Origin of the sequence: Arcticibacter tournemirensis (genome assembly GCF_006716645.1) — a bacterium.
GTDB lineage: Bacteria > Bacteroidota > Bacteroidia > Sphingobacteriales > Sphingobacteriaceae > Arcticibacter > Arcticibacter tournemirensis.
In genome coordinates, this window is sequence record NZ_VFPL01000001.1 from 4,746,683 (window position 1) to 4,758,659 (window position 11,977).

At 42.1% G+C, this 11,977-nt stretch carries 15 protein-coding genes; 9 read left to right on the forward strand and 6 right to left on the reverse strand.

Annotated features, from left to right (window positions below; all coding sequences use genetic code 11):
• Positions 1-5 precede the first annotated feature (5 nt).
• Together BDE36_RS19755 and BDE36_RS19760 are read right to left on the reverse strand one after the other, a co-directional pair.
• Positions 6-590, reverse strand: coding sequence for a Uma2 family endonuclease (locus tag BDE36_RS19755; protein WP_141816234.1), 585 nt, complete (start codon positions 588-590; stop codon positions 6-8).
• A 19-nt stretch (positions 591-609) separates the two neighbouring features.
• Entirely contained in the window at positions 610-1,293 is a 684-nt protein-coding gene (locus tag BDE36_RS19760; protein ID WP_141816235.1) for a lipid-binding SYLF domain-containing protein, read from the reverse strand.
• Positions 1,294-1,499: 206 nt separating this feature from the next.
• Here BDE36_RS19760 and BDE36_RS19765 point away from each other — a divergent pair, with 206 nt between their 5' ends.
• The 6 genes from BDE36_RS19765 (at position 1,500) to BDE36_RS19790 (ending at position 5,865) form a co-directional block, all read left to right on the forward strand.
• Complete coding sequence (locus tag BDE36_RS19765; RefSeq protein ID WP_141816236.1) at positions 1,500-1,922, forward strand: META domain-containing protein; 423 nt, start codon at positions 1,500-1,502, stop codon at positions 1,920-1,922.
• Between the two features lie 20 nt (positions 1,923-1,942).
• Positions 1,943-2,524, forward strand: a complete 582-nt coding sequence (locus tag BDE36_RS19770; protein ID WP_141816237.1) for a Crp/Fnr family transcriptional regulator — start codon at positions 1,943-1,945, stop codon at positions 2,522-2,524.
• A 115-nt stretch (positions 2,525-2,639) separates the two neighbouring features.
• Positions 2,640-3,227, forward strand: a complete 588-nt coding sequence (locus tag BDE36_RS19775) for a YceI family protein (protein ID WP_141816238.1) — start codon at positions 2,640-2,642, stop codon at positions 3,225-3,227.
• Between the two features lie 78 nt (positions 3,228-3,305).
• On the forward strand, positions 3,306-4,136 hold the full coding sequence (ygiD, locus tag BDE36_RS19780; protein ID WP_141816239.1) for a 4,5-DOPA-extradiol-dioxygenase: 831 nt from the start codon (positions 3,306-3,308) through the stop codon (positions 4,134-4,136).
• A gap of 78 nt (positions 4,137-4,214) precedes the next feature.
• Entirely contained in the window at positions 4,215-4,829 is a 615-nt protein-coding gene (locus BDE36_RS19785) for a DMP19 family protein (protein ID WP_141816240.1), read from the forward strand.
• 73 nt (positions 4,830-4,902) lie between these two features.
• Positions 4,903-5,865, forward strand: a complete 963-nt coding sequence (locus BDE36_RS19790; RefSeq protein WP_141816241.1) for an EamA family transporter — start codon at positions 4,903-4,905, stop codon at positions 5,863-5,865.
• 35 nt (positions 5,866-5,900) lie between these two features.
• Here BDE36_RS19790 and BDE36_RS19795 read toward each other — a convergent pair whose 3' ends face one another.
• Complete coding sequence (locus BDE36_RS19795; protein ID WP_128768526.1) at positions 5,901-6,077, reverse strand: type II toxin-antitoxin system antitoxin; 177 nt, start codon at positions 6,075-6,077, stop codon at positions 5,901-5,903.
• Positions 6,078-6,079: 2 nt separating this feature from the next.
• Complete coding sequence (locus BDE36_RS19800) at positions 6,080-6,934, reverse strand: SPFH domain-containing protein (protein WP_128768527.1); 855 nt, start codon at positions 6,932-6,934, stop codon at positions 6,080-6,082.
• A 183-nt stretch (positions 6,935-7,117) separates the two neighbouring features.
• Here BDE36_RS19800 and BDE36_RS23820 point away from each other — a divergent pair, with 183 nt between their 5' ends.
• Positions 7,118-7,294, forward strand: a complete 177-nt coding sequence (locus BDE36_RS23820; RefSeq protein WP_161973377.1) for a hypothetical protein — start codon at positions 7,118-7,120, stop codon at positions 7,292-7,294.
• 140 nt (positions 7,295-7,434) lie between these two features.
• Here BDE36_RS23820 and BDE36_RS19805 read toward each other — a convergent pair whose 3' ends face one another.
• The gene (locus BDE36_RS19805; RefSeq protein WP_141816242.1) at positions 7,435-9,213 is read right to left on the reverse strand and encodes an aminopeptidase P family protein; all 1,779 of its coding nucleotides are present in this window, start codon (positions 9,211-9,213) and stop codon (positions 7,435-7,437) included.
• A 168-nt stretch (positions 9,214-9,381) separates the two neighbouring features.
• Between BDE36_RS19805 and BDE36_RS19810 the strand changes: the two genes are divergently transcribed.
• A complete protein-coding gene (locus BDE36_RS19810) occupies positions 9,382-10,281 on the forward strand; it encodes a magnesium transporter CorA family protein (protein WP_141816243.1) in 900 nt (299 codons plus the stop codon).
• 78 nt (positions 10,282-10,359) lie between these two features.
• Positions 10,360-11,700, forward strand: a complete 1,341-nt coding sequence (locus BDE36_RS19815) for an NAD(P)/FAD-dependent oxidoreductase (RefSeq protein ID WP_141816244.1) — start codon at positions 10,360-10,362, stop codon at positions 11,698-11,700.
• Here the strand turns inward: BDE36_RS19815 and BDE36_RS19820 are convergent.
• Positions 11,690-11,917, reverse strand: a complete 228-nt coding sequence (locus tag BDE36_RS19820) for a hypothetical protein (RefSeq protein ID WP_128768531.1) — start codon at positions 11,915-11,917, stop codon at positions 11,690-11,692. The two genes, BDE36_RS19815 and BDE36_RS19820, sit on opposite strands and share 11 nt — an antisense overlap.
• Positions 11,918-11,977 lie beyond the last annotated feature (60 nt).

Sequence of the window (11,977 nt, forward strand, 5' to 3'; positions counted from 1 at the left end):
CAATTCTAAAGCTCTATGCCTTCGTATATTTCTTTTAATGACAACTTAATTCCAACCGTCTGGATAGTTAACTGTGCATCAGAAGTGTTATGTTCATGTAATTCCCAGTTGCCGTTAGAATTAATACAAAATCTCTCCACGTTAACAGATTCAGAATCTATAAGGATATACTCCCTCAACTCTGGAATATCCCTGTACAACTTAAACTTCACTCCCCTATCATAGCTTTTGGTTGAAGGCGATAATACCTCTATCAGAACTGTCGGCCCTGAAACAGGCTCATTATCGCCCTGCTCTGTAAGGCTTTTACAAAGAATGGATATGTCGGGATAGGTATACGAGGAATTCTGAGGAATATGAATGCGAAGAGTGCTTCCATAAGGCTGACACCTGTGTCCTTTCAAACGGTATGCCAGTTCGCCGTATATGTTCTTAAATATAACATTATGCCTCCTTCCCTTACCAGCCATTGCAAATACCTCTCCATTGTAGTATTCATGCTTTTCGGATGAAACATTCTCTAAATCGAGATACTCATTAACAGTCATCCTTCCTTTATTGTATGCAATTGCCGGCTCGTGAAGTTCCATGAGTAAATTACTATTATTTTTAATCGTACAAGTGACTTAAGGTCGATTTGAGAGCAGACACCTCGCCCGACTTAGTTTTCGAAGCTCCTTTGAACAAGGTGGTAGAACTAACTTCTTCTCCATAAAAATCAGCGGCTGCCTTATCGTCAATTTCCAGAGCGGCGCCATTCAGACTGATGCCCGCAAAGAGGCCTTTACTTCTGGAATAGGAATATACCTCTGCTTCCAGCTTGTAGTCAGTACTTGCCGTGGAATTCCGGCCTAATGGTCCTGCGGCTACAGAAATATCACCACCGAGGGTGAAGCTCGATTTAGTTATATTCATCAGGCTTTCCTTATGCTTGAATATCAGAACCAGATCAACCGCCTGCACTCCAGCCTGAAACCCAAAACTGCCGCCTGTGAGCGTTATAAATACCGGATCGCTCCATACTCCCCCGGCCCCTTTAACCATCGCAATGCCCTTTCCCCGCTTACCGCCAACTACCAGACCGGCATTGATCATTTTTGGAATAATTATAATTCCTTCCGTTATCTCAAGCAACTGTGAAGGGATAGATTCCTTCATGGCGCCAAAATCCTTCAAAACTGTGGTTGAGGCTTCGATTTTCTTCAACTCCTTTTGTTGCGCACCAGCCGGCACACTTAAAAGTATTCCTGCTGACAAAAGTGCGGCAAATGTTATTCTTTTTAGCGTTTTCATAGCTCAAATTTACTAAACATAAAAGTACGAGTGAAGCATTCATTCTGTCCTTCATCCAGATTGAAAGTTATCTGCCAGATAATCAGGGCATCCAAAGGCCAGCATCACTTTCAATTAACAATATTTAACATTATTCACCCTTGTCTGTTATTATCTCTTCTCTGTAGTCGTAGTACTTTAAATCATTTAAGTTAAAAAAATCAAACATGAGACAATCTATGAAACACAGCCTCTTCCTTCTTCTAATCTGCATCACTGTATTAACGGCCTGTGCTACAAAAAAAATAAAACAAGAAAACGCAGGCTTAGAAGGTAAGCGTTGGAATTTAGTATCCGTTGATGGAAAATCGGCTGCCCATTCAGAAAGCTACATCGAGTTTGACAGCACGTCGGGTAAGATTCATGGAAAAGGAGGCTGCAACGGCTTCGGTGGTACCTATACTTCAAAAACGAATACATTGAAGATCGAGGGTATTATAAGCACGAAGATGGCCTGTGATCATCTCGACATTGAAAACAGTTTCTTCAGAATACTGGAAAAAGCAGATCGCTACACCATAGACAAGGGAGCGCTGCAATTGTATCAAGGGAATAGTCTCCTTGCTACATTAAAAGCAGCGTCGCTCTGATTTTGTCGTATCTTTGAGTAATGTATGAGTTGTTACATCAGAAGATCCGGGAAAAAGTATCTCTGACAGACGAGGAATTCAAAATCTGCAAAGAAGCATTTGTTTCTAAAAGGCTCCGCAAGCACCAATACTTATTGCAGCAGGATGACGTGGCACGAAATCTGGCGTTCGTTAATGAAGGCGCCTTAAGAATGTTTGCTTCGGGTGAAAAGAATGGGGAGCTTACTATTCAGTTTGCCTTTTCGGGATGGTGGATAACAGACAATTTCAGTTTCCTCACAGGCGAGCCAACTGTCTACAACATTCAGGCACTTGAAAACAGTTCGATTCTTCTGATCAGCAAACAAGCATGGGAAGGGCTTTTTGATCGTGTTCCCTCACTCGAACGTTATTTCCGTATCCTTCTTCAAAACAATTATATCGCGACGCAACGCAGATTGGTAAGCTCGCTATGCCAAAGTGCCGAAGAAAAATACCTCTCTCTGATTAAGGCTCAACCCGACATTATTCAAAGGATACCTCAGCATATGATCGCTTCGTACCTGGGAATTACTCCCGAAACACTTAGCAGGATACGCAAGCAGGTAACATTAACAAAATGAAACATAGGCCTTTTGCGGCATTTCATTGATCTGGATCAATGCCATTTCTTATTTCATGTCAATGCACAGCTAATATTTGCTGTATACCTTTGGTTATAGATTTTAACTCAAAGACATGAAAAAAATTATTTTATCCGCAGCCGTTCTTTTATTGAACACAGCACTATTTGCACAAACAAAATGGACCGCTGACAAGGTCCATTCAACCGTAAAGTTTTCGGTTTCTCACTTGGTTATATCCGAAGTGGAGGGACAATTCAAAAACTTCGAAGGTATGATCGCCAGCAAATCTGCCGACTTCAATAATTCGGCTATTACGTTTAATATTGACGTTAAAAGTATTGACACAGAAAATAGTGATCGCGACAAACACCTTCTTGGGCCCGACTTTTTTGATGCTGATAAATACCCGCAAATGGCATTTAAAAGCACTTCTTTTAAAAAGCTCAGCGGCAACAAGTATCTTCTTACCGGCAATCTTACCTTGCACGGTGTAACAAAACCCGTTAAATTCAATGTAACATACGGAGGTACAGCAAAAGACGGATATGGGAATACCAAAGCTGGATTTAAAGCCTCCACAGTGATTAACCGGTTTGACTATAATCTTAAATGGAACGCCCTTACCGAAGCGGGAGGTGCTACCGTAGGGAAAGATGTAACGATTGAACTCAAACTGGAGTTCGCTCAACAGAAAAGCTAAGTCAGGGTTATAATTTGTTATAGGAGCGATCAGGATCATTGGGAAACCGTGATCCTGAAAGCATTTTAAGAAAAAAAAATGGAATCACCTATCTTTAAGCAGGCAACAAAGGGATTGGAATTACAGTCTGAACTTATGCCCGTACTCTTTATCGGGCATGGTTCTCCCATGAATGGCATTGAGGATAATGAATTTAGCCGCACATGGGCTCTTATGGGAACGGAAATCCCCAGGCCCTCAGCGGTGATCGTGATCTCCGCCCATTGGCTTACAAAAGGCACCCACGTTACCGCAATGGATTTTCCCGAAACGATTCACGACTTCAGGGGCTTTCCACCTGCTTTGAATGAAGTTCAATATCCCGCCCCGGGCAATCCTCTACTGGCAGCAGAACTAGGATCACTTGTTAAATCGACCGCTGTATTTCAGGATCACGACTGGGGACTGGATCATGGAGCATGGACCATAGTGAGGCACATGTATCCGGATGCGAACATCCCGGTCCTGCAGATAAGTATTGATTATACAAAGGGGCCCGAGTATCACTACCGCCTTGCATCTGAACTATACGAGCTAAGGAAAAAAGGGGTGCTGATTCTGGGAAGTGGCAATATGGTGCACAACTTACGACTAATGTCGTGGGAGATGATCAACGGCGGTGGTTATGATTGGACGCTGCATATTAACAATAAGTTTAAGGAACTTATACATGATAACAACTTCGGTGCCCTTGTCAATTATAAGAGCCTCGGGCCGGAAGCTCAAATGGCAATCCCAACGCCCGAACATTACCTGCCTCTCCTTTACACACTCGGGCTAAAAGGACCAAAAGATAACGTTTCCTTTTTCAATGACAAGGCGGTAGGCGGCTCTCTTACTATGACCTCTGTTAAGATATCGGTGCCTTAATGCCGCGAAAGCTCGATTCATTTAAATTCTTCTTTATGTTTAAAAGCTTTGTATATTGCATACCCTTAATTATAAACCATGCGATTACAAGGCATTCTCATAAAATTTCGGTTTATAGTCCTCCTGACAGGAATATGTTGCGTCTGCAGTACAATTGTTCGGGCCCAATATTTTGCAGACTCATCAGGTCTTGAAGGTGGTTTAGCAGGACAGGTTCTGGAGTCGGCCAAAGAATATAAGAACAGAACCATTTATACCAATCTCACCCCTGACGTTATAGATTCAGCACCCGACAATAAACTTAGCCAGATCATTACCGATTATATCAGATCTAAAATGAATAAACGGTTGAGTAATGAATACGAAGTATTGATGCAAGAACCGGAGCAGCTGCGTACCATTTATATCATATCACAGGTTGAAGCAGAAGTGAATAATGGAGGATTCGCACAATTTTATTCAAGTACCGCAGGGAGGCTTGGAGAGGAGGCAGAAAAAGCATTTGAAGCTATACAGGCTTCTCACCTGGCAAGTCTGATAAAAAAAGCAAACTCTACATACAAAGCTGAAGGTATTACTGATAAGTTAAAGAGCCTCGACGAGCAATTCTTCTCCTTATATGAAAAAGAAGATTTGTGTGAGCTAAAAGTAAAATACATTAGAAAGAACAAAAAGGCCCTCACCAACAACTAAGGATTTTCAGAATAATTTTTACCTTCGCCGAACTCCTGACCGTCAGAACCTGGCCGGGTAAGAACGATAAACTATGTCTGCGACAAAACAACCACATGCGCCCGCCCTGCTGGTGATACTTGCATTTACTACAGTCTATATCGTTTGGGGATCTACTTACTTTTTTATTCAGCAAGCAGTACATCATATACCTCCTTTCCTGATGGGTTCAATCAGGTTTTTAACAGCTGGAATACTGATGCTCGGCTGGAGCATATTGCGAAAAGAGAGGGTATTTGTATGGAGACATATATTAACGGCTGCAATAACCGGACTGCTTCTTCTATTTATCGGAAATGGCCTGGTTATATGGGTAGAACAATTTCTTCCCAGCGCAATGGTTGCTATAATGGTTTCTTCAGCACCTGTTTGGTTTGTATTGTTAGACAGACCAAAATGGCAGGAAAACATCAAAAGCAAGAGCACCATTACGGGCTTGATTTCAGGTTTTGCCGGAGTGATACTCCTCTTCTGGGATCAGGTGCGCGACTCTTTTCAGAGTTCGGCTGATGACAATAAGCTATTGAATCTGTTTCTATTGTTAATTGCCTCTGTTGCGTGGTCGGGAGGCTCGCTTTATTCTAAATACAATTCAAAAGCCGGGTCGGCAATGACTAATACCTCCTGGCAGATGATCGCTGCTGGAATTGCATTTATACCCGGATGCATTACTACAGGCGAATTAAAGAATATGAAATGGGAGACGGTTCCTGCAGAAGGCTGGCTAGCATTGATCTACCTTATTTTGATGGGATCCATCGCGGCGTTCAGCGCTTATGTATGGTTGTTGCAGGTACGGCCAGCAACCCAGGTCAGTACCTATGCATATGTTAACCCTGTTATTGCCGTACTTTTAGGCGTGTTCTTCGCTAATGAGACAGTTTCGGGGCTTCAGGTAATCGGACTTGTTGTTATTTTAGGAAGCGTATTGCTTATTAACCTTAACAATTACCGGAAAAAGAGAGCTGACCGGCAAGTGGCAGCTTCAATAGAGTGATAGCTTGAAAACAGTTGAGTAAAAGGACGACCAATTCAGAGGCCGTCCTTTTTTTTTCCTTCCTTTTTTAATCTGCCTGCATCCTTTAAACTTTTGTGCAACATCCATTCGATCTGGCCATTTACACTACGAAACTCATCCGCTGCCCACTTTTCGATTGCCTTCATCGTTTCTGCATCTATCCTTAATGCAAATGACTTCTTTTCCCCCATAATTATTGATGTAATGTTCCCGCGTTTACAACAGGCTGTGTCTCCCGGTCACCGCAAAGCACCACCATTAAATTGCTTACCATTGCTGCCTTTTTTTCTTCATCAAGTTCAATAATCTGCTTTTCAGAAAGAAGGGTCAGCGCACTTTCTACCATTCCAACTGCCCCTTCTACTATTTTATGACGCGCTGCAACAATAGCCGAAGCTTGCTGACGGCGCAGCATGGAATGTGCAATTTCAGGAGCATAGGCCAGATATGCAATACGTGCTTCTATTACGTCGATTCCTGCCATTTCCATACGATCAACTATTTCCTGCTCCAGCGCCATATTTACATCGTCAAAATTCGTGCTCAAAGTGATGGTGGCCCGCTCGTCCTCAAAATGATCATAAGGAAAACTGCCTGCAAGTTTCCTTACCGCAGAATCGGTTTGTACCTTTATAAAGTTCTCGTAATTATCCACCTCAAATGAAGCTTTAAAGGTATCCTTCACTTTCCATACAAGGATAACACTGATCAAAATAGGGTTGCCTAATTTGTCGTTCACCTTAATCTTCTCGCTTTCGAAGTTTCGGGCCCTGAGAGATATACCAATGCGCCGATAAAATGGATTTACCCAAAATAATCCGCTCTGGCTAATGCTTCCTTTATAGTTCCCAAAAAGGAGCAGCACCTTTGCATTGTTCGGCGTTACAATTACCAAACCCGTGACAACAATCAAAAAGAGCAGCACCAGTACAGGGACCAGAATCTCGGGCCGGTTGTAATAAAAAACAGACAGTGCTAATGCAACAAATAGAAAGATCGAAATGATCAGATAGCCGTTTAATCCGGGTACTATTTTTTCAGTTTTCATGTTAGTATTTGATATTAAAATGATATCAAATATATATAATTAAATCACTCATTTCCAAATAAAAAAGATCGACCGAAACTCGCGATATTTGACCCAAAATGGATTATATGCCGAGTCGTGTCAAACGAAATCTCATATGGCCTGTTATTTCGTAAACATACCCTTTAATAAAAAAGTAAAGCTATGGCAAAGTATAAATTCGGAGATAAAGTGGTCACGCCTCAGGGAAAGGCCACAGTAGAAGAAGATCAGGAAGACGGCTCAAAAGATGTTAAAGTTCAACTACAAGGCGAAGACGTAGCCCATATTTATAACGAAGATGATCTTAGCCTCGACAACGACAAGGACTTTGATCAGTAAATATATTTCAGGAACGCTATATCGTTCGGTATAGCATTCCTGAAAGTAGCTGGTGTTATGCTAAAGGTAAAATGGAAATGAGCTACTATCTTTAGCTGCTTTGCACTTAAAACGTATAACTTATTACGTATAACTTAACACTAGATTGCTTTCGCCTTTTCTTTGAGCCAGCGAAGCTCCTCCTCGTCCAGAAGAGGCCCTAACTTTGCCACAACCTCCTCGTTGTAGTTATTGAGCCATTCAATATGATGAGGCTGAAGAAGGTCTTTTTTAACCGGCGCTGTATCGATAACAAATAACGTCAGCGTTTCAAACGTATAGAATTCTCCAAACTCACTGATCTCGTCAACTACCGTTAGTACAAGGTTCTCAATCCGGATACCATATTTAAAAGGACGATAAATACCCGGTTCAACAGAAGTGATCATTCCGGGCTCTATTTCCACAGGCCAGTTTGAGGGATTAAATATCTGAGGCCCCTCGTGTACGTTAAGGAAATAACCTACCCCGTGACCTGTACCATGTCCGTAATTACGGGCATGATCCCATAAGGGTTTTCTTGTTATGGCGTCGATCTGGTATCCTTTGCTTCCTTTAGGAAAACGAGCCGTAGAGCCTTCTATCATACCCTTTAATACAAGCGTATAGTCTATCTTCTCTTCATCCGTAATATTTCCCAGGGAAACCACCCTTGTAATATCTGTCGTTCCACTTTTGTACTGTCCGCCCGAATCGAGAAGAAAAAGTCCATCGGCTTTCAGTTCAACATCACTCTGAGGGGTAGCTTTATAATGAGGAAGCGCACCATGTTCTTTATATCCGGCAATAGTATCGAAACTTTCACCTACAAAATCTTCCTGTTCGGCCCTGAACTGATATAGACGTTCTGCTACAGATATTTCTGTAAGCCTGCTTCTACCAATATTTTCGTCCAGCCATTTAAAGAAACGCGTTAAGGCTACGCCATCCCGAATCATGGTTCTGCGGGTGTTAGCTATCTCAGTTGCGTTTTTTAATGCCTTAAAATTGGTACTCGGATTGGTGTCGAATACCACCTTTACTGATTGTGGGATCTGTTGATAAAGAGCAAAACAGTTTCGCTTAGGGTCTACCAGAATGGAAGAGCCGGCAGGAATTGATGCAAGTGCATTTGAAACACCACCATACGGCTCAAGTTCCACTCCGCATTCTGTCAACTGGCTTTTCTCCTGTGCGCTAAGCTTCGTTTCATCGATATAAAGACTCGTGCCTTCTGGCTTCAATAAGGCAAAAGCAAGGACTACGGGATTACATTTCACGTCACTCCCCCTGATGTTAAACAACCACGCAATGTCGTCCAGAGAAGAGATGAGATGATAATGCGTGCGATATTTAGATAAGGCAGCCTTTACTTCTTCCAACTTGGACGAAACAGTCTTTCCGGTAATAGTATCAGGAAGCAAGTAAGCAGTCTCCGTCGGCAAGCCAGGTCGGTTTTCCCATACAGGACTGAGGTAATCTTTATCGCTGCTTATCTTGATACCGGCAAAGGCAAGTTCCGTTTCGAGCAGTTCAGCCAGCTGAATGGATATCAGATTAGCATCGAATGCTACGGTTGCTCCTTCATTTAAGCGCCCGGTCAGCCAGGCAATATACTCTGGTGTAGCCTGAGCCTGTAACTTCACCAATTGAAAGCCACTATCCTGTAACTGCTCTTCAGCCTGAACAAAATAACGCGCATCGGTCCACAAACCCGCAAAGTCGTGTGTAATAACCAGTGTCCCTGCCGAGCCGGTAAACCCGGAGGTGAAAGCGATACATTTATACCGGTCGGGCACATATTCACTGATGTGCGGATCTGCAGAAGGAATGATATAGGCTTCTACCTGATCTTTTTCCATTTGACTGCGTATTCCGGCAAGTTTATCCTGATATGTCATTTTATGAATTCTAAGAGGGAGGCAATTTACAAATTGGATATCGGATATCTGAAATCGATATCCAAAAAGCCGGCAATTCTCATAAGAAGAAGACAGCAACTTGAATACCAAGTCCAAGTCTAAAAAAACACTTTCCTTGTTTAATGTCATTATTACTATTTTAGAGAAATGTTTAAGCAAATTGCAACCAAAGAAGAAGACGGATTTGAATGGTTTGACCTATCACAACCTCAAAACGAAGAATTACAACAGGTTGCTGCAAGATTTAAACTTCACGAAGCCTCTGTGCACGATTGCCTCCAGGCTGACCATCTTCCGAAATATGAAAAGGTAAATGGGTACTCCTTTATCATATTCAGAATTTATGCAGAACAGCAGGAACTCGAGGCAGATACAGTGCAGGAGCTGACAGATAAAATAGCGATCTTTTACTCTGCGGATTATATTATCACTATCCATAGATTAGACCAAAGCTTAATTACAGAGCTTGCTGATGCACTACGTCTGTATAAGTGTAAAACCACGGGACAGCTGCTTAATATGCTTATCAAAAGCTGCTTAAGCACATACGACAAGCCTTCAGCCAAAATCGCAAAGGCGATCGATTATTATGAGGAGAATGTGTTTCTGAGAAGCAGGAAAGTTTCTCTTCTCAAAGCCCTATACTATTTACGCCGTAAGATTGATCTTGTAAGGCGGATGCTGATCTTATCTTATGATATTATCGATAATGTAGATACAGAAGACGGCGGCAATGTAAACACCAGGGATACGCGCGATCTATATATAAAACTTCAGAACGTCTACGACAGTCTGTATGATAATATCAATCAATTACTCAATGCATACTTCTCGACTTCTTCACAGCGAACCAATGAAACGATGCGTGTGCTTACCATTTTCTCGGTCTTCTTTATGCCGCTTACCTTTATCGTAGGAATATATGGTATGAATTTCCGCTTTATGCCCGAACTTGATTGGAAATATGGTTACCCCACCGTCATGCTTGTAATGATAGCAATAACGATAGCTATCTATTTCTGGTTTAAAAAGAAAGGATGGCTATAGGACGTATTGTTCTTATTAAAACTAATATTGGCTCTGGTTGTACTGTAGTTAACATCTATACAGAAAAACACGAGCGCTATGAAGGTTATTATTATAGGAGCAGGATTCGCAGGTCTTGATCTTGCCAGAAAATTAAATAATAAAGAAGGGATTGAGGTTTTACTGATCGATAAATTAACCTATCATCAGTTTCAGCCGCTGTTTTACCAGGTTGCCACATCAGCCCTTGAGCCAAGCAGCATTTCTTTTCCTATCAGAAAGGTATTTCAGAAAAGCAAGAATACTCGAATTCGCATATCGGAAGTTAAAGCTATCCATAGTGAAAAGAATGAAGTTGAGACTGATACAGGTGTCTATCGCTATGATGCATTGGTAATAGCGACGGGTGCAACCACCAATTACTTTGGCAACGATAAGATTGCGTCCAAAGCGCTGCCGATGAAATCTACTCTCGAGGCTGTAAAGTTGAAGAACAGACTCATCAACAATTTCGAAGATGCTCTTGATATTAAAGATCCTGTTTCAAGACGTAAGTATCTTACAGTTGTTATCGCCGGAGCCGGCCCAACAGGAGTTGAACTTGCCGGTGCGCTCTCCGAAATGCGAAAGAATATGCTTCCAAAGGATTATCCCGAACTAGACTTTAGGATGATGGACATCTATCTTCTTGATGGTCTTGACCGGCCCCTGTTCAATATGAGCGCTGAATCTTCTGCAGACGCGGTAAAGTACCTGGATCAATTGGGAATTATTCAAATGATGAAAACGACAGTTAAGGATTACGACGGAGAAAATGTGTTGCTTGCAGACGGTAATGTTATTCAATCAAAAACACTCATCTGGGCGGCTGGTGTAAAAGGAGCTATACCTTCGGGAATAGAACCTGATGTGGTAATAAAAGGCCGTATAAAGGTCGACCGGTTTAACAAAGTATTCAACACCCGCAATATTTATGCTATTGGAGACATTGCCACTATGGAAACCCCATTATACCCTAAAGGACATCCTCAACTGGCGAGTGTAGCTAAGGCACAGGGAAAGCATCTCGCTGAAAATCTGATTAGATTCAGTAAAGCTGAAAACATGACGGAATTTGAGTTTCAAAACAAGGGCACAATGGCAACTATAGCCAGAGGCATGGGAGTAGTCGACATGGAAAAACCGGTTAAAACACATCTTAATGGAGTATTTGCCTGGATAACATGGATGCTGCTTCATGCATCCTTACTATACGGCGGCAAAAACAGGATCATCGTATTTATAAACTGGCTTTACAAACTTTTCAGCTTCGATCAAACCTTACGACTGGCAGAAAGACACCACACTATTATCAGCGACGATACCATTGAGAAAATCAAAAACGAAGATTGCCTGGAAGCAGAGGCTAAAGCAGCTGAAGGGCGAGACCTTAGGTCCTGAACCCCTTCAGCTGCTCTTTCATTCTGCTTTCAAGATCGCTGTCGATATTTCCGGGGTTATCCGATATATCCCATTCGCCGTTCTCTCCCGCTATGAAGGCGACTAAAAGGTTATCGTCCTTAAATACCTTATATTCATCAGAATTTCTTTCTGCTTTCACTGTATAGTCGGCAAAAGAGCCGTCGGGCAGCATTAACTGCATATCAAACTGATCCATATCCTGAATTTTTAAGAATAACCTTAACCGGAGGTTTATGTTTCATCCTTCATGAAGATA

Coding starts and splice junctions, on each gene's coding strand:
- ygiD (WP_141816239.1), top strand. CDS start 3,306: ATGGAATCACCTATCTTTAAGCAGGCAACAAAGGGATTGGAATTACAG.
- BDE36_RS19805 (WP_141816242.1), bottom strand. CDS start 9,213: ATGACATATCAGGATAAACTTGCCGGAATACGCAGTCAAATGGAAAAA.
- BDE36_RS19790 (WP_141816241.1), top strand. CDS start 4,903: ATGTCTGCGACAAAACAACCACATGCGCCCGCCCTGCTGGTGATACTT.
- BDE36_RS19770 (WP_141816237.1), top strand. CDS start 1,943: ATGTATGAGTTGTTACATCAGAAGATCCGGGAAAAAGTATCTCTGACA.
- BDE36_RS19765 (WP_141816236.1), top strand. CDS start 1,500: ATGAGACAATCTATGAAACACAGCCTCTTCCTTCTTCTAATCTGCATC.
- BDE36_RS19810 (WP_141816243.1), top strand. CDS start 9,382: ATGTTTAAGCAAATTGCAACCAAAGAAGAAGACGGATTTGAATGGTTT.
- BDE36_RS19800 (WP_128768527.1), bottom strand. CDS start 6,934: ATGAAAACTGAAAAAATAGTACCCGGATTAAACGGCTATCTGATCATT.
- BDE36_RS19785 (WP_141816240.1), top strand. CDS start 4,215: ATGCGATTACAAGGCATTCTCATAAAATTTCGGTTTATAGTCCTCCTG.
- BDE36_RS19775 (WP_141816238.1), top strand. CDS start 2,640: ATGAAAAAAATTATTTTATCCGCAGCCGTTCTTTTATTGAACACAGCA.
- BDE36_RS19755 (WP_141816234.1), bottom strand. CDS start 590: ATGGAACTTCACGAGCCGGCAATTGCATACAATAAAGGAAGGATGACT.
- BDE36_RS19815 (WP_141816244.1), top strand. CDS start 10,360: ATGAAGGTTATTATTATAGGAGCAGGATTCGCAGGTCTTGATCTTGCC.
- BDE36_RS19760 (WP_141816235.1), bottom strand. CDS start 1,293: ATGAAAACGCTAAAAAGAATAACATTTGCCGCACTTTTGTCAGCAGGA.
- BDE36_RS19795 (WP_128768526.1), bottom strand. CDS start 6,077: ATGGGGGAAAAGAAGTCATTTGCATTAAGGATAGATGCAGAAACGATG.
- BDE36_RS23820 (WP_161973377.1), top strand. CDS start 7,118: ATGGCAAAGTATAAATTCGGAGATAAAGTGGTCACGCCTCAGGGAAAG.
- BDE36_RS19820 (WP_128768531.1), bottom strand. CDS start 11,917: ATGGATCAGTTTGATATGCAGTTAATGCTGCCCGACGGCTCTTTTGCC.